The organism is Pseudarthrobacter sp. NBSH8 (assembly GCF_014217545.1).
Classification (GTDB): Bacteria; Actinomycetota; Actinomycetes; order Actinomycetales; family Micrococcaceae; genus Arthrobacter.
Window position 1 is genome coordinate 3,672,938 of sequence record NZ_CP043178.1, and the last position, 15,043, is coordinate 3,687,980.

The window sequence follows — 15,043 nt, forward strand, 5'->3', positions numbered from 1 at the left end:
GGGTCAAAACCCCTGCTACGGCACCAACTGCCCGGCTGCCAGGTGATCCCCGATGTTCGCGGGAGCTGACGGCACCGAAGGCAAACGTTGGAACGCCATCCGGTAACCCACTCCACGCACGGTCTCGATCCAACGCGGAGACCGGGAACTGTCACCGAGCCGCTTGCGAAGGTTGCCGAGGTGGACTTCGACGGCGCGCTCCTCTCCGGCAGTAACGAAAGAGCCGGTGTTGTACGGCTCATTCCGGAGCCGGCGGACCAGGTCCGCCTTGGTCTGCACCACTCGTCCGTTCTCCATCAGGACAAGAAGAAGATCAAACTGCGTACGCGTCAAATCCAACGGCACCCCGTGGATGGCAGTGGACCGTGTGCCTTCGTGCAGGGTCAGGCCATTGTGCTCAAAATCGCACAGGAGGGCCGCACCGGTGTGGGCAAGTGAAGCGTCGGGGACGGAGGCGGGCACAGCTTGAGGCGCGCGTTGCTGCACCGCCTGCGGAGGGTGAGCCGGGGCCGTGACGCCCGCCGTGGAATTCCGCGAGCGCGGGCGCCGGAGCATGGCCGCGATCCGGGCACGCAGCTCCCGCGGACGGAACGGTTTGGTGAGATAGTCGTCTGCGCCGGCCTCGAAGCCCATCAGCGCATCGGCCTCCTCCACCCTGCCCGAGACGATGATGAGGTACGCGTCGCTGAACGTGCGGATCCGGCGCGCGGCTTCGATCCCGTCAAAATCCGGGAGGCCAACGTCCATGGTCACAATGACGGGGTCGTGCTCCCGCACAGTCTCCACGCCTTCCATCCCCGAGGACGTTGCAAAGACGGCAAAGCCAGACTGCTGGAGCACCTCTTTGAGGGATTCCCTGACGTCGTCGTCGTCTTCGACCACAACTGCGATGCCCCGCTCTACCATCCATGCTCCCCATGAAATTTTCGCTGCTGCGTCCACGCCGGATTCGCCCCTTAGCGGAGACCCGCGACGTGCCGGACAGAGCCAGCATGTCGCTGCGCCCTTGGAATTGTTCCCCGGCAAACCCTCCAAGCTATTCCATGTGCAATTCGTTGTCACTAGCCATGCGGATTGGCTTTTCAATAACGATTAACGATATCGCGCAGAATATTGAGCCTACACACAGCCGTTGCCTTCTTTTCGGAATTGAGGACACCTTGCCCAATTCTTGAGCTTGAGCAAATACTGTGCATTTCTTGATTAGTTGATTTACACCAGGCCCTCCGCCGGGGGCTATTGCTTTCTGTGACTGATGTGACTGATGATCATCGTGTGCTCAAAGGGGGCGCAGGATTCTCACTAAGAACGAGACATCAGGGGCACGCATGGCTTCTTTTCGGTTACCCGTTTCAGGTTCCGCCCGTCCGCTCAGGCCGCTGGCTATGCTGGCGGCCGCGGGCTTGGCATTGCTGGCGAGCATGCCAGCCGCGCAAGCAGCGGACGCCACTTCCCCCGATCCCGGCCCCGCCGGAAGCTTCTCCTGGAAGGGCTTCAACTGGGAAAAGCGCTTCTGGGGCGGGGCTCCGCACTACAACGGGCTTTTTGCCGCAGCGAACGTCGTCAATCCGGACTCCAACGGGCATGTCACGCTGAAGCTAACCAACCCTTCCGGAGACGCGCCGGTGGGGGCTGAATTCCAGTCCACCCGCAAAGGGTTCGGCTATGGCACCTACAGCACCACGGTGGAGAAAAACCTCAGTCTGCTGCAGAAGGAAGTGGTGTGGGGGTGCCTGTTCACCTACGATCCAATCGCCGAGCCCGGCCATAACGAAATCGACCTTTGCGAGGCGTCAGCCTGGGGCGGAGGTGCCGCCTACGGCCAGTCATGGCCGGTCGGACAGGGCCACGGATATTGGTTCGACGCCACCAAAGCGCCCGGCGAAGGCAACAACACCGTGGTCTTTGACGTGACGGCCAGCCCCATAACCACCCACCGGATGGTGTGGGAGCCGGGCAATCTGACCTTTGAAACCTACGCTGGCGAGGGCTTCGCCGGCACCCTCCTGAAGCGGACGGTCCTGCAGGGTTCCACCGTGCCGGTGCCGGCCCAGGAGCAGGTCCACTTTAACCTCTGGGTCACCGGCGGCGGAGGCGGGGATCCCGCCCACGTAAAACCGGAATCGGTCACGGTCCGGGACTTCTCGTTCGTCCCGGCGGCCTCAGCCCCGGCTCCAGCGCCTTCCTCGGCCATCAAGCTCTCAGCCACAACTTCCAAGACGAAGGGCGTTAACACCACAACACTGAAGTGGGCCGATGCCACGGGCAATTACGTAACGCTCTGGATCAACGGCGTCCAGAAATCCGTATCTAACACCGGCAGCTTTGCCAATCAGTTCAAAGGCGGCAACACCACCACCTATAAGGTGTGCGACTCCGCCGGATGCTCCAGCATCCTGAGCGTCGTCACCTGACCACGTCCCGACCAAACATATGGCCCAGGTCGTCCGGATTTCCGGATGTCCTGGGCCTATGTTCGTTTGTTGGCTCCTGCGACAGAACGTTAGGACTTATCGCCTCGGACCGGAACAATCCGTTTGATGGCCAGACCCAATGCCAAGAGGGCAAAAGCTGCCAGTGCAAACCAGAAAATATCACCCGCACCGGTCATGGCAAGGGTTCCGGAACCCATTCCGGCTGCGGCCGGAGCTGCTGGGTTGTCATACATAGTTGTTACCAGGCTTTCTTTTTGTTGAGGGCTGCGTCCAGGTACGCCTTCGCATGGACCACCTGCAGGAACAGGTCGATCACCAGCTCGTACATGGTGGCGGCCGCGAGCATGTATTTCCATCCCCGCAGCCGGACCGTGACCACACGTTCGATCACGAAGACACCGGTCACGGCCAGCCAGAACGGCTGAATGTTCAGCCCGGCCCCCGTGCCCAGTGCAAACGCCACCGTGCCGAAGTAGGCCAGCGTTATCAGGACGCCCACCAAGGCCAGGAGTTGCCGGCCCCAGTATGGGCGCGTGACCCGGGTCCAGCCGTACTGCACGCAGTTCTCCACTGCTCCGCGCTTCCACCGGAGCCGCTGTGCCCACAGTTCGCGCCAGGTCGGCATCACCTCGGTCACCAGCTTGCAGTCAGCGGGCGATTTGATCCGGTACCGCAGGGTCAGCAGGGCAAACGACAGTTCGTTATCCTCGGTCAGGACGGAGGTGTCGTACACCCCGCCGCGGCCATTGCCCGGCGGCAGTGACCCGTCCAGCCTGGCCGCGATGACATCGCGGAGCGTACGCGCCCGGAACAGGGCCGCGGTGCCCGTCACCACCAGGCACTTGCCCTTGAGCCGCTTCACGTCGCGGGCATACCGCGCATATTCGTTACGCTGCAGGTGCCCTACGAACCCGCCGCCGTGACCGCCGCGGAAGACGCCGCCCACGGCGCCCAGCCGGGAATCGCGCCGCAAATGGGCCACGGCCCGTTCCACAAAGTCATGGGCCAGCTGGGAATCGGCGTCCTGGATGAGGATCAGGTCTTCGGGCCCGGCGCCAGGCAGGAGCCCGCCCAGGGCGAAGTTCAGGGCACCAGCCTTCTTGTCTGTATTGCCTTCGGTGCGCAGAACTTCGGCGCCCTCGGCGAGGGCTATCGCCTCCGTGGCATCAGTGCAGTTATCTGCCACCACGATCACCCTGTCCGGGCGGCGGCTCTGCGACTTTAGGGAATTCAGCGTTGCGCCGATACCCGCCGCCTCATTGTGCGCCGGAATCAGGACCGTAATCACAGAAACGCGGGCAATGATTTGGCCGCAATAATGGCCGGTATTTTCGGGTGAGGCGGGTGAACAATTTCATGAAATTGTGACGCGGCACGCATTAGCTTAATTATCTCCACATAAAAGAGTCATCGAATCCTGCTGTGCTTTGACTCTTCCAAGGGCAACGCAATCCACCGGCAGAGAACCGGCAACGAAAGTACAAGCTTTGGTAAAGAAGATCTCAACGCGGCCGGGCTTACCGCAGGCGGTGCTGAGAAGGCGCAGGTGGCACTGAGCTGCCGCCCGCCGTCGGACGCGCCGCTCCTCTTTTCACAGGTTCTGCCCAGGACCATCCGCCGCCCTGAAACAAAACGACGCCGATCTGTCCCGAAAATTTTGATCCAATCTTGAGCCAACCCTTCGCAACCCATGCATTTGGCGGTCCACGCTGGAGCTAGCAACACAAAAGAACAGCGGGGAAGCAGGAAGATTCATGGGGAACGAATCAGCTCTGGACGAAGTCGTTGTGGTGGATGGCGTGATCACTGATCATCACCCGCTCGACTTCCACACCTTGGGGCTGGCCGGTTGCATTGACCGGTTGACCGTGCCTCTCCGTCAGCAGGGAACGGCAGTCCGCTGGGATACTCCGCACTGGGGCATCGAGATCCCGGCGGACTGCGCGTCCCTCCTCTACCAATCGGCGCGCGAAGCGCTGAGCAACGTCTTCAAGTACGCCGGCGCCGGCGAGATCACCGTCCAGTTATCCGCAGTTGGCCACGGCATCCGCCTGGTCGTGTCCGACGACGGCACGGGCTTTGATTGCGAACTCGCGTTGAGTGGCAAGAACCACGGCTACGGGCTGCGGCTGATGTCCGTGGCGGTGCAAAAGGCCGGCGGGACCGCCAGCGTCCGTTCGAAGCCAGGGCAGGGCACCACCGTGACGGTTACCCTACCTCTGGACTGACGCCCTCACCGCGGCAGATCTGCCGCGGCGGGCCTGGCCCGTTGAGTGGTTATTGACACCCGGCTGTGGGAGGCGCTGAATGATGAATGAGGCACATTCCACACACCACGGGAGAGGTTGACATGAAGGAAAAGCCAGTAGCGGCGCAGCGGATCCACAGCGAGGCTCCGGCCGAAGGGGACGAGACAGCGGATCCCACCGACATCCGCATGCATTCCCAGGAACCTGCCGAGGGCGCCGACACCGACGAAGACTAGCCACCCTCCCCTCTGGCTCCAGGGCCCGACGGCGATATGGTAAGGCTACTGACTATATTCGGTTTGTCATCAGATCGTTCCAGACAAAGGAGACGTTGTGAGCAGCAAAGTGGAGAAGCGGATTGTGGTTGATGTGCCGGTCGGCACGGCCTACAACCAGTGGACTCAGTTTGAGGATTTTCCACGGTTTATGGGTGGCGTCGAGAGCGTGACCCAGCTCAGTGACAACCGCCTGAAGTGGGTGGCCCACATTGCCGGAGTCCGTCGGCACTGGGAAGCCACCATCGTGGAGCAGATCCCGGACCGCAGGATTGAGTGGGCGTCCACAGAGGGGGCCAGGAACTCCGGCGCCGTGGAATTCTCCGACGCCGGCGGCAACAAAACCCAGCTTTCGCTCACTCTCGACTACCAGCCGGAGGGCATGGTGGAGAAGGTCGGCGACCTGCTCCACGTCGTGGCCCGCCAGGCGGAACACGACCTGAAGCAGTTCAAGGAATTCATCGAACACGAGGGCCACGCCACCGGGGCCTGGCGGGAATCCGCCCCGACCAGCGAGCCGTCGGCGTCCAACCGGTACGCGCACCTGTTCGACCAGACCGGCGGCCTGGTGGACCTGGAGGGCGAGTCGGACGGAACAGCCGACGGCGAGATTCACAGCGCGGCTGAACGCAAGGGACACAAACCCGACGACGGCGGCGCCATCCCGCCGCTCAGCGGAAACCTGGGCGACCGCTGACTGGCCGCTGCCCGGCCCCGCGCAAGCGGTGGAAGCCGCCTCCTAGCGCGGTCACACTACGCCCTCCTGAGCCCACGTTCGGCAAGCTGCTGAGGTCTCTGCTTACAATCGAGACCTCAATCAACTACTGAGGGACCCATGAAGAAACTCGCCACCGCCCTGATCGCTGCCGGCCTCGTGCTTTCCGCTTCGGCATGCACAACGCCCACCAAACTTTCCACCCCCGAGACCTGCGATCGCGTCAAGGCTGTCCTGTCGAACCCCGCGACCAATGTGGGCAAGACCGGCCTGGTGCGTCTCGCCAACCAGATCCGGCCCATCGAAGTTGTGGCATCGGATGACCTCAAGCCTGCGCTTGGATCCATCATCGAGTTCACCGATGAGTCGGCCAAGGAAACCCCGGACGAGGCCAAGCTCGCCGATCTGGGGCCCAGGTACCAGGAAGCCGGCGCCGCCTTCACCAAGTTCTGCAGCTAGGACGCCTCAAGGGTAGTGTTCGACGGCGGCCGGCCGGCCGCCGTCGAACACTAACCCTTGGCACGTGGGGCACTTTCACTCGCGGCTCCGGCGCTCCGCGGGCTCAGATCAGCGCGTGCAGTCCCCTGCTCCGCGGCCGGCCGAAGGACGCCGCGCCAAGGAACTCAATGGCGACGAAGGGCTCGGAGCCAACCACCCACTCATCGTGCCCGGGAGGCAGCGCATAGGTGTCATGGGCATGGATGGTGGACCTCACGCCGTCGGACGTCCGAATCTCCAGACTGCCGGAGACACAGTAGCCGAGGTGGTTGTGCTCGCAGAAGTCCGTCAGTTCCATGGGCTTGGCAGACTCGGACCAGCGCCAGCCTGGTGAGAGGATGAGGCGGGCCACGGAGTAGTCATCGACGGTGACGAAATCGAACTCGGCCTTGTCCGGACACCGTTTCCTGTCCGGGATATCCAAGGATTTAACGGCCAAAGCTCTGATGAAATTTGCGGTCATTGGGGACACAGCCTAGCCCGGATTTTTCATCGGACGGCGGTCGGGGCGCCGGGTCCGGGTTTTTGTCGTCCCGGCGGGCTGGATCGGATTTAGGGCGTGGCTGAAGGGCCCCGGGGTCGCGGGGCGGGGCGCGGGCTTCCACTGATCCCGTTGGCGTGCTCTTTCCGGCTCGTTGGTTGACGGGGGCTGCGGTGTCAGGTCCGCAGCAGGTGTGCGGGGCGGTTAGCGGCTGCAGCGATCCGGCTGATCGCTTCGAGCAGTGCGGCGATGAGGGGTTTCTCCGGTGCGGCGTCGGGCAGCAGCAGGTGGGTCCGGCGGGCGCGGGTGATGATCTTGCCGGCGGTGGCGAAGAGCCGGTAGCGCCAGCGTTTGATGTCCCAGCCCTGTGCCTTGTGGCCGTCGGGCAGGGCGGTGAGCTGGAGCCAGGAGACCAGGTTCGCGGCCAGGACCGCGAGGTTCGCCCAGGCCTGGTTCGCGGCGAAATCGAAGAAGGGGAGCTTGCTCAGGCCGGTGTTCTTCAGCGTCTTGATGCGGTTCTCGCAGCGGCCGCGGGCCCGGTGCCGGGCGTCCAGGAACGGTCCGTGCCAGCGTGGGGCATTCGTCAGGAACGCTGTTACACGGTGACCGTCGATGTCGAGCAGGGTCGGTGTCGCACCGGGGTGCAGCGGTTCGGCGCGCAGGAAGATCTTCGTCCCGGGCGGGTAGTCCTCGAGCGGGATCACCTGGGTGGCGTTGATGACCCAGGCGTCGTCGCGTTCGTTGCCGTCCTGGTCCAGGGCCGGCTGCCAGTATTTCTTGTCGTTGATCCAGTCGATCATGTGGGCCTTGCCGACCGGAACCGGGTACGAGACGGAGAACTGCACGCCGCGCGAATGCAGGTACCAGAGGAACTTCCGGGACGCGCCGGCGCTGTCGGTGCGGACCAGGATTTTCTCCCCGTCCAGTTCGTCGTCTTCACCGTAGAGTGCGTCGGGCAGGACCGCGATGGCGGCCTCGAAGATGCGGATGTGGTCCTCGGCGTTGTTCGCTGTTGCCCCGCCGTGGCGCAACAGCACCGCGAGTTCCTCCCCGGTGCCTCGGCCGGAACCGTAATCGATGCTGGCGGTGAACGGGGCGAATCCAAACCCGCCCTTGTAGTTGCCGGTGGCTCGTTCCTTCTCGGAGTGCGAGGCCACCAGTGTGGCGTCGAGGTCGATGACCAGCGGGTCCGCGGCCGTCGCCGTCACCGCCGGGCTGCGGTCACCCGCGGCTTCCCATGCCCGGGTCCGCAGTTCCTTGGACAGGGTCGAAAAACCGTAATCGAAAACGTCCGGGTTCTTCACGGTGCGTTCGAAGAACCGCGAGACTGTCGCGTTCGAGGGCACTTTCCCGAACACTCCGGGCTGGGAGCGCAGGATGTCCAGGTCGGAGGCGTACTCGCCGCCGGCGGCGAGCATCACCGCCAGCGACCCGAGCAGCCTCCCTGGCCGGTGCGAGGCCATCGCGGGGACGAACTGGCCCAGCCGGTCCTCGCACAGATCCCGGAACCCGAGGGCGTCAATGAATGAAGTCAGGACCCTGGCACCGGCATGGGAGACCAGCGACTGGCCGGTGAAAGTGACCGGGACGGATGGGAAGACCTTGGTAGACTGGGGCATCGAAAAGGTGCTCCTTCAAGACACGGAAATAACGGCGTAGACACCCCTATTTTCCCTTGTCAGAGCACCTTTTCGTCTCTTAAACACACCCGTCAGCCCAAGACTGATGAAAACCCCGGGCTAGGGATCATTTTCGGCGGGCGCTTAGGGCTGGGACCAAGCGGTTGTGAGTGGATACCGGCAGGCGGCAAAGAAGTGCGGATCACGTACTGCGGAGACCAATAAGGTGTATCTCTAACCGTATCCATCCGACGCCTCAAGTCAATGGGTCCGCCGGACGGTCGCGGGGCCGAAGAAGGTCCCCTGCATAGTTCGCGGCGCTGGACCAGCCGGAATACTTCAAATGACACCGGAGTTGTAGTTCAAAGTGGAAAGCAGATTCACTGGTTTCCTGTACTTCTGCCATCAGAGTCTCCCGAAGGAACGCCATGAGCCCCCAACTGACCATCAAACTTCAGCCAGGTACCCAGGCCCCCGATTTCACCCTGCAGGACGCCGAGGGCAAGGAAACCTCGTTGGCCAACTACCGCGGCAAAAACGTCATCGTGTACTTCTACCCGGAGGCGGCAACCCCCGGCTGCACTACTGAGGCCTGCGATTTCCGCGACAGCCTCTCATCCCTCCAGAGCTCCGGCTATGAAGTCCTGGGCATCTCCCCCGACGCCCCCGGGAAGCTGGCCGATTTCACCGGCGACTTCAACCTGACCTTCCCGCTGCTCTCCGACGAGGACCACGCAGTAGCCCTGGCCTACGGTGCGTGGGGCGAAAAGCTGGTCAACGGCGAGATCGTCGAAGGCCTGGTCCGCTCCACCGTGGTGGTGGACTCCGACGGCAACGTGGCGCTGGCGCAGTACCAGGTTAAGGCGCAGGCCCACGTCGCTGCCCTGCGCGAGTCCCTGGGGGTCTAGTCCGGCGGGGCACAGGTAGCCCACCAACCGGGAGTCAGGCATAGCGATAGAAATAAGTCCGGGCGCCGAATCAGGGCTTTTTCCGCCAGTTATTCGGCCAGTCGATGTCGATCAGCCACAAGGCCAGTAGCAGCGCGTCCATGGTTATGAGTCCCGCCAAGAAGTACGCCCACCCGGTAAACCAATGCACAGCAATCTCCTGACCTGGTTTCCCCCAGCCACTTGATTGTCCTCCAGTGTGGCACGGAAAGGGTCAGCGGGGAACGGCTGCTTCGTGAGGCTGCCAGACGGACGTGAAGTTGGGTTTCGCGGTTCAGGAGGCGGGTCAGCTGTTCGACCTTGTCCGAGAGTTCGATGCCAACCTCCAGCCGGTCCCCGGGCCAGCTCGAGGCCCCCCATGACTCACCCAGGGCCTGGGCCAGCGAGCGGGACAGTGAGCGGAGCCGCCAGAAATGGCTCAGGTAGTGAACGGTGCTGCGCGGGCGGCGGCCCTGTTTCAAGAGCCGCCACGAGCGTGCCAGCCTGCCCGGCAGCCTGACGGATTCCGTTGTTTCCATAACTCCTGCACCGTCCTCCGGCAGTCCGCGTTTTCCTTCGTAGTTGGTTCTTCGAGTGTGGCCACGGAGCCTCAAGGACCCATCAAGGGCAGGCAAGTTTTCCGGCAAGACCGGGCCACGCCATGGCCGCCAGCCCCGGATTGCCCGGAGCCTGAGCGACTTCCTGCCCGCTTGTCATAGCTATGACATGCTTCACCGGCCCCAATACTGTAGAAGTAGAGTCATGCCTTCCATGCCCGAACCTCGCCGTGCCGTTGTGATTGAGGACGATCCGGACATCCGGGGCCTACTTGTGCGGATCCTCGTCAAGCAGGGTTTCGAGGTCACCCAGGCCGAGGCCGGGCTGCCCGGTATGGAGGAAGTCCGCCGCGCCAAGCCTGATCTGATCACGCTGGACCTGAACCTGCCGGACATGGACGGGCTGGAAGTCTGCAAGCTCCTGCGTGATTTCTCCGATGCGTTCATCGTGATGCTCACCGCCCGCGCCGACGAACTGGACAAGCTCACGGGCCTGGACAACGGCGCGGATGACTACATCAGCAAACCGTTCAGCCCGCGCGAACTCCAGTCCAGGATCAATGCCCTGTTCCGCCGCCGGCAGCCGTCCGTGGTGGACACAGCCGCGGACACAGCCGCGGCCAGCGAGCTGGAACGCGCCACCGAGGTCCAGCAAAGCCTGCTGCCCCAGGAGGACGTCCGGGTGGACGGGTACGACGTCGCCGGAGTCTTCCGCCCCTCCCGCAGCGTGGGTGGTGACTTCTACGACTGGTACAGCACGCCCGAGGGCCTGCACCTGACGTTCGCCGATGCCATGGGCAAAGGCATGGGCGCCGCCCTCATCGCGGCCACCGTCCGGGCGGTTATGCGGTCCACGGGACAGGGCCAGGACCTGGACGCAGCCTTCGCCTCCGCCAGCAGCACCATCGCGGCGGACCTGGATTCCTCCAACTCGTTTGTCACCCTCTTCCACGCCCGCCTGGACGCCGCCTCCGGCGTCGTCAGCTATGTCGACGCCGGCCACGGACTGGCGCTGCACATCACGGCAGAAGGCTCGGTGCACCGCCTTCCCAGCGGCGGCCCGCCGGTGGGCGCCTGGGCCGGGTCCGTGTGGCCGCAATCCGCCGTCGGCCTGGCCCCGGGCGACTCCTTGGTGGTGGTCAGCGACGGCGTACTGGACGTCTTCGACTCCGTGGAGAAGTTCACCGAGTCAGTACTCGCCGCCGCTAACGGCCAGGTTTCCGCGCAGTCCGCCTGTGACGCCATCCTGGCGCTGGCGCCTGCCGAAACTGCCGAGGATGATGTCACCGTGGTGGTGGTCCGCCGTCTGTCCGCGCCCGCAACCGCATGACCCGCTTCTGGACCCGCCTGGTAGTGGTTCTGACCGTCGTCCTCGGGCTGAACTACGTGTGCTGGCGTTGGGCGGCGTCGCTGAACTGGGATGCCTGGTGGATTGCGGTGCCCCTGGTGGTGGCCGAGACCTACAGCCTCATCGACGTAATGCTGTTCGGTATGACCGTGTGGCACCTCAAGATCCGCAAGGGAGCACCCGCCCCGCCGCACGATGCCACCGTTGATGTCTTCATCACCACGTACAACGAAGACCTGGACATGGTCATGACCACGGCACTGGCGGCCCAAAAGATCCGACACCCGCACAGCACCTGGATTCTTGACGACGGCGCCCGCCCCGAGCTGAAGGCCCTGGCCAAAGAGCACGGGCTGGGTTATGTGACCCGCAGCGACGCCTGGACCGCCAACGTGCCGCGGCATGCCAAGGCCGGCAACCTGAATAACGCCCTGATGGTCACGCACGGTGAATTCCTGCTGATCCTGGACGCAGACCAGATCCCCGAGCCGGACATCCTGGAAAAGACACTGGGCTATTTCAACAACCGCCGGGTGGCCCTGGTCCAGACGCCGCAGTACTTCAGCAACGTGCCCGCCCACGATCCACTCGGCAGCCAGGCGCCGCTGTTCTACGGCCCTATCCAGCAGGGCAAGGACGGCTGGAACGCGGCGTTCTTCTGCGGCTCCAACGCCATCCTGCGGCGCGAAGCTTTGATGCAGCTGGGCCTGGTGGGCTACGTCAAGGAGACCGAAAAGAGCATCCGCCGCGCCCTCACGGCCTCCCGGTCCGCCATCCGCCAGGTGCGCAAATCCGCGGACACCAACACCCCGCTCGTGGCCGAAGTGCTGGACGCGGTGGAGACCGCCATGCTGGAAGCCCAGGAACAGATGGCGGCCGGCGAGGCCATGAGTGAGATCACGTACCGGGTCCGCCGCCGCGTGGACGCGGCCGTGCAGACGCTGGTCCAGGCCGACATGTCCGCTCTGCAGGCCGACCTCGAAGAGATCGCCGCCATGGAACTCGCGCATGTGGGTGCCACCGGCGTCCCGGTGGTGGCCGACGACGCCGTCCAGCGTATGTCTGCCCGCGACTGGTCGCCGCTGGGCGCACTGGAATCCGTGCAGGCCGTCCTGGACGCCCTGAACGTGGAGCGGAACGATGAAGCGCAGCCGGTCATGCCACTGGCCACTATCTCCGTCACCGAGGACATGGCCACGGCCATGCGCATGCATGCCATGGGCTGGGAAAGTGTCTACCACCACGAGATCCTGGCCTACGGCCTGGCGCCGGAGGACCTGAAGACCATGCTGACCCAGCGCCTCCGGTGGGCGCAGGGAACCATGCAGGTGCTGCTCCGCGAGAACCCGCTCGTGCAGAAAGGCCTGAAGATCGGCCAGCGCCTGATGTACTTCGCCACCATGTGGACCTACCTCAGCGGGTACGCGGCGGTCATCTACTTCGCTGCCCCCATCATCTACCTCCTGCTGGGTGTCCTGCCGGTGTCCAGCCTCAGCTGGGACTTCTTCCTGCGGTTCATCCCGTTTATGGTCGCCAACCAGCTGCTGTTCGCGGTGGCCGGCCGCGGAATTCCCACCTGGCGCGGGCAACAGTACAGCCTCGCGCTGTTCCCCACCTGGATCAAGGCGTGTTCGACGGCGGCCCGGAACGTGTGGTTCGGCCGCCCGCTCGGGTTCGCTGTCACCCCCAAAGGCCGCCAGACCGGCGGCCCCAGCTGGAGCCTCATCCGGCCCCAGATTGTGGTGAGTGTGCTGCTGGCGGTGGCCTCCGTAGTCGGGATTATCCGATTGGCCACGGGACTGGCCGAGCCGCTTGGCACGCTGGTGAACGTAGCCTGGGTTATTTTTGACCTGGTGGTCATGAGCATCCTGGTCCGGGCCGTTTTGTACAAGGGCTACGAACCCGCTGTGGACGTTGATGCAGGAGAGAGGAAATCCGATGGAGTTTAGTTACGAGGTCAAGGATTCGTACGCGGAGGTCAAGGCGGACGGACGGCTGAATATGGTGTCGGCGCCCAAACTGCGCGAATTCGTCACCGACGTGATCGCCGGGGGTTCGTCGCGGATCGTGGTGAACCTGGAGAACACGGCATTTATGGATTCCTCGGGACTGGGCGCGCTGATCGGCTGCCTGAAGGCCGCCCGCCAGGCCGGCGGAGACCTACGCATCGCGGCCGTTCAGCCGCAGGTGAAGATGGTCCTGGAGCTGACCAGCATGGACCGGGTGCTGACGTCCTACGCCTCGGCTGACGAAGCGTTCGGCAATGACTGAGGTCCTGGCCCGGCGGACGTTCCGGGGATTGTCCACGGCCGAGGCCATCGACTCCGTCCACAACGAGCTGGACAAGCTCTGGGAGGACGCCCCGTTCGTCCAGGCCATGGACCAGATGACGTTCACAACGGCGGTGGTCGAATCTGCGTCCAATATCGTCCAGCACGCGCATCCGGCGGCGGCCCGGCCGGTGGAGCTCGGGGTGGACATCAGCGTGCGGACCACGCAGCTGCAAGCCAGGGTCAGTGCCTACCACGCCAAGCCTCCGTTCGGCCCTCTGGAACCGGGAACGGCCGACGACGACGCGGAGTCCGGCCGCGGCCTTGCGCTCATCGAGGCGCTGGTCACCACCGTGACGTTCGAACGGCAGGACGGCACCAACACATGGGTCCTCACGAGGACATCACAGAGTTAGCTACGCGGCGATCCAGACGGAAACGGTGGTGCCGCCGCCCGGCGTTTCGCTGATCCGCAGCTCACCCCCGTGGGCCTTGGCGATGCGCCGGCATGTGGCCAGGCCAAGCCCTGACCCGGGACCGTCCCCGGCCCGCTGCAGCCGGACCAGCGGTTCCATTGCGCGCTGCCTGTCTGCCGCTTCGATCCCTTTGCCGTTGTCCGCCACCGACACGGCCGTTCCCGTCTCGCCAGTCACCGCGCTGATGCTGATGTGCAGGGCATGTTCGGTACTCCGGTAGTTCAGGGAATTGGCAATGAGGTTCTGAAGCAGAGTCCGTATTTGCGCCCGGTCGGCCACGAGCTCGGCGTCGTCGCAGTGGATGCCGCTGGCGCCGCCCAGGGCCTGGCCCAGGTCGCCGGCCGCCTCGGCGGTGAGCGCCAGCAGCGAGAACCGCTCCCGGGAGAGCTGCCCGCCCACCTTGGAGTAGTCCAGGACGTCCTCGAGGGTGGCCTGCATGCGGCGGCCGCTGCCTGCGATCCGCGATAAGTATTCAGCGGCGGCGCTGCCCTGCGAAATATCGGGGTCGTCCTCGGCAAGCTCGACGTACCCCAGGATGGTGGTCAGCGGAATGCGGAGGTCGTGGCTGACCCTGCCCGCAAAGTCGCCCAGTGCGGTGTTGCTGCGTCGCAGTTCCGCCAGCGCGTCGTTCAGCTGCAGGGTGCGGTGCTGGAGTTCCAGCAGCTCCACAACCTGTTGGGCGAGAACCTCGAGCATCGCAATCTGTTCGGCCTGCGGGCTGACCGCATTATCGGAGAAAACGCAGAGCGAGCCCAGGACCAAGCCGGAGGCAGTCTGCAGCGGAACCGAAGCATAGAAGCGGACCTTGGCGATCTCGCCCGTGACAAAGGGGTTCCCGGCGAACCTCGGGTCCTGGGAAGCATCCTGCACAACAGTGGTTGTCCCCGGGAGGAAGACCTGGGCGCACATTGAGTCCTCGCGGCTGCAAACTCTGGCGTCCACGCCGAAGGCCGCAATTTGGATTTGCTGGCCCTCGGTAATGACATTGACCACACTGTAGGGAACAGCGCAAAGCCGGGCTGCCAGCTGGACCAGGTTATCCAGCGCCTTGGCTGCTTCTGCGTCGGGGAGCGAGGGGGCTTCGCCAGCCTCTGCGGGCACCAGCCCGTATTCCCTCAAACCGGTTGTCCTGTCCGACTCCGCGGCTTCGTGGCTGTAAGTGACTGCGCCGTTCATGCTCTCCTGTCCCCACTG

Annotated in this window: 16 protein-coding genes; 10 read left to right on the forward strand and 6 right to left on the reverse strand. The window is 64.1% G+C overall.

Annotated features, from left to right (window positions below; genetic code table 11):
* Positions 1-15: 15 nt before the first annotated feature.
* On the reverse strand, positions 16-906 hold the full coding sequence (locus FYJ92_RS17030) for a response regulator transcription factor (protein WP_185261755.1): 891 nt from the start codon (positions 904-906) through the stop codon (positions 16-18).
* Between the two features lie 515 nt (positions 907-1,421).
* Between FYJ92_RS17030 and FYJ92_RS17035 the strand changes: the two genes are divergently transcribed.
* Positions 1,422-2,414 carry a hypothetical protein gene (locus tag FYJ92_RS17035; protein ID WP_255482180.1) on the forward strand — a complete coding sequence of 331 codons (993 nt, stop codon included), beginning with the start codon at positions 1,422-1,424 and terminating at the stop codon, positions 2,412-2,414.
* A gap of 89 nt (positions 2,415-2,503) precedes the next feature.
* Here FYJ92_RS17035 and FYJ92_RS17040 read toward each other — a convergent pair whose 3' ends face one another.
* The gene (locus FYJ92_RS17040; RefSeq protein ID WP_185261756.1) at positions 2,504-2,668 is read right to left on the reverse strand and encodes a hypothetical protein; all 165 of its coding nucleotides are present in this window, start codon (positions 2,666-2,668) and stop codon (positions 2,504-2,506) included.
* Between the two features lie 5 nt (positions 2,669-2,673).
* A complete protein-coding gene (locus tag FYJ92_RS17045; RefSeq protein WP_185261757.1) occupies positions 2,674-3,723 on the reverse strand; it encodes a glycosyltransferase family 2 protein in 1,050 nt (349 codons plus the stop codon).
* A gap of 466 nt (positions 3,724-4,189) precedes the next feature.
* On the opposite strand from FYJ92_RS17045, the gene FYJ92_RS17050 reads away from it, so the two are divergent.
* The 4 genes from FYJ92_RS17050 (at position 4,190) to FYJ92_RS17060 (ending at position 6,133) form a co-directional block, all read left to right on the forward strand.
* On the forward strand, positions 4,190-4,663 hold the full coding sequence (locus FYJ92_RS17050; protein WP_185261758.1) for a sensor histidine kinase: 474 nt from the start codon (positions 4,190-4,192) through the stop codon (positions 4,661-4,663).
* Between the two features lie 122 nt (positions 4,664-4,785).
* Positions 4,786-4,920, forward strand: coding sequence for a hypothetical protein (locus FYJ92_RS19205; protein WP_255482181.1), 135 nt, complete (start codon positions 4,786-4,788; stop codon positions 4,918-4,920).
* Between the two features lie 97 nt (positions 4,921-5,017).
* Positions 5,018-5,656: an SRPBCC family protein gene (locus FYJ92_RS17055; protein WP_185261759.1), complete on the forward strand. Its 639-nt coding sequence runs from the start codon at positions 5,018-5,020 to the stop codon at positions 5,654-5,656.
* Between the two features lie 138 nt (positions 5,657-5,794).
* Positions 5,795-6,133, forward strand: a complete 339-nt coding sequence (locus FYJ92_RS17060) for a hypothetical protein (RefSeq protein WP_185261760.1) — start codon at positions 5,795-5,797, stop codon at positions 6,131-6,133.
* Between the two features lie 103 nt (positions 6,134-6,236).
* Here FYJ92_RS17060 and FYJ92_RS17065 read toward each other — a convergent pair whose 3' ends face one another.
* Together FYJ92_RS17065 and FYJ92_RS17070 are read right to left on the reverse strand one after the other, a co-directional pair.
* Positions 6,237-6,635, reverse strand: a complete 399-nt coding sequence (locus FYJ92_RS17065; protein ID WP_185261761.1) for a cupin domain-containing protein — start codon at positions 6,633-6,635, stop codon at positions 6,237-6,239.
* A gap of 194 nt (positions 6,636-6,829) precedes the next feature.
* Positions 6,830-8,272, reverse strand: coding sequence for an IS1380 family transposase (locus FYJ92_RS17070; RefSeq protein WP_185261092.1), 1,443 nt, complete (start codon positions 8,270-8,272; stop codon positions 6,830-6,832).
* 428 nt (positions 8,273-8,700) lie between these two features.
* Here FYJ92_RS17070 and bcp point away from each other — a divergent pair, with 428 nt between their 5' ends.
* The 5 genes from bcp to FYJ92_RS17095 all read left to right on the forward strand — a co-directional run bounded on the left by bcp (position 8,701) and on the right by FYJ92_RS17095 (position 13,789).
* A complete protein-coding gene (gene bcp, locus FYJ92_RS17075; protein ID WP_185261762.1) occupies positions 8,701-9,180 on the forward strand; it encodes a thioredoxin-dependent thiol peroxidase in 480 nt (159 codons plus the stop codon).
* Positions 9,181-9,960: 780 nt separating this feature from the next.
* Positions 9,961-11,085 carry a PP2C family protein-serine/threonine phosphatase gene (locus tag FYJ92_RS17080; protein ID WP_185261763.1) on the forward strand — a complete coding sequence of 375 codons (1,125 nt, stop codon included), beginning with the start codon at positions 9,961-9,963 and terminating at the stop codon, positions 11,083-11,085.
* Positions 11,082-13,052 (forward strand): glycosyltransferase family 2 protein, encoded by a 1,971-nt coding sequence (locus FYJ92_RS17085; protein ID WP_185261764.1) that lies wholly within the window; start codon positions 11,082-11,084, stop codon positions 13,050-13,052. The genes FYJ92_RS17080 and FYJ92_RS17085 overlap by 4 nt, the downstream gene beginning before the upstream one ends.
* On the forward strand, positions 13,042-13,374 hold the full coding sequence (locus FYJ92_RS17090; protein WP_185261765.1) for an STAS domain-containing protein: 333 nt from the start codon (positions 13,042-13,044) through the stop codon (positions 13,372-13,374). The genes FYJ92_RS17085 and FYJ92_RS17090 overlap by 11 nt, the downstream gene beginning before the upstream one ends.
* Entirely contained in the window at positions 13,367-13,789 is a 423-nt protein-coding gene (locus tag FYJ92_RS17095) for an ATP-binding protein (RefSeq protein WP_185261766.1), read from the forward strand. The genes FYJ92_RS17090 and FYJ92_RS17095 overlap by 8 nt, the downstream gene beginning before the upstream one ends.
* On the opposite strand, the gene FYJ92_RS17100 is transcribed toward FYJ92_RS17095, so the two are convergent.
* A complete protein-coding gene (locus FYJ92_RS17100) occupies positions 13,790-15,025 on the reverse strand; it encodes a GAF domain-containing sensor histidine kinase (RefSeq protein WP_185261767.1) in 1,236 nt (411 codons plus the stop codon).
* Positions 15,026-15,043: the final 18 nt, after the last annotated feature.

Excerpts from the sequence above, each read along its gene's own strand:
- FYJ92_RS17030 (WP_185261755.1), bottom strand. The coding sequence starts at position 906 with ATGGTAGAGCGGGGCATCGCAGTTGTGGTCGAAGACGACGACGACGTC.
- FYJ92_RS17035 (WP_255482180.1), top strand. The coding sequence starts at position 1,422 with ATGCCAGCCGCGCAAGCAGCGGACGCCACTTCCCCCGATCCCGGCCCC.
- FYJ92_RS17040 (WP_185261756.1), bottom strand. The coding sequence starts at position 2,668 with ATGTATGACAACCCAGCAGCTCCGGCCGCAGCCGGAATGGGTTCCGGA.
- FYJ92_RS17050 (WP_185261758.1), top strand. The coding sequence starts at position 4,190 with ATGGGGAACGAATCAGCTCTGGACGAAGTCGTTGTGGTGGATGGCGTG.
- FYJ92_RS19205 (WP_255482181.1), top strand. The coding sequence starts at position 4,786 with ATGAAGGAAAAGCCAGTAGCGGCGCAGCGGATCCACAGCGAGGCTCCG.
- FYJ92_RS17060 (WP_185261760.1), top strand. The coding sequence starts at position 5,795 with ATGAAGAAACTCGCCACCGCCCTGATCGCTGCCGGCCTCGTGCTTTCC.
- FYJ92_RS17065 (WP_185261761.1), bottom strand. The coding sequence starts at position 6,635 with ATGACCGCAAATTTCATCAGAGCTTTGGCCGTTAAATCCTTGGATATC.
- FYJ92_RS17070 (WP_185261092.1), bottom strand. The coding sequence starts at position 8,272 with ATGCCCCAGTCTACCAAGGTCTTCCCATCCGTCCCGGTCACTTTCACC.
- bcp (WP_185261762.1), top strand. The coding sequence starts at position 8,701 with ATGAGCCCCCAACTGACCATCAAACTTCAGCCAGGTACCCAGGCCCCC.
- FYJ92_RS17080 (WP_185261763.1), top strand. The coding sequence starts at position 9,961 with ATGCCTTCCATGCCCGAACCTCGCCGTGCCGTTGTGATTGAGGACGAT.
- FYJ92_RS17085 (WP_185261764.1), top strand. The coding sequence starts at position 11,082 with ATGACCCGCTTCTGGACCCGCCTGGTAGTGGTTCTGACCGTCGTCCTC.
- FYJ92_RS17090 (WP_185261765.1), top strand. The coding sequence starts at position 13,042 with ATGGAGTTTAGTTACGAGGTCAAGGATTCGTACGCGGAGGTCAAGGCG.
- FYJ92_RS17095 (WP_185261766.1), top strand. The coding sequence starts at position 13,367 with ATGACTGAGGTCCTGGCCCGGCGGACGTTCCGGGGATTGTCCACGGCC.
- FYJ92_RS17100 (WP_185261767.1), bottom strand. The coding sequence starts at position 15,025 with ATGAACGGCGCAGTCACTTACAGCCACGAAGCCGCGGAGTCGGACAGG.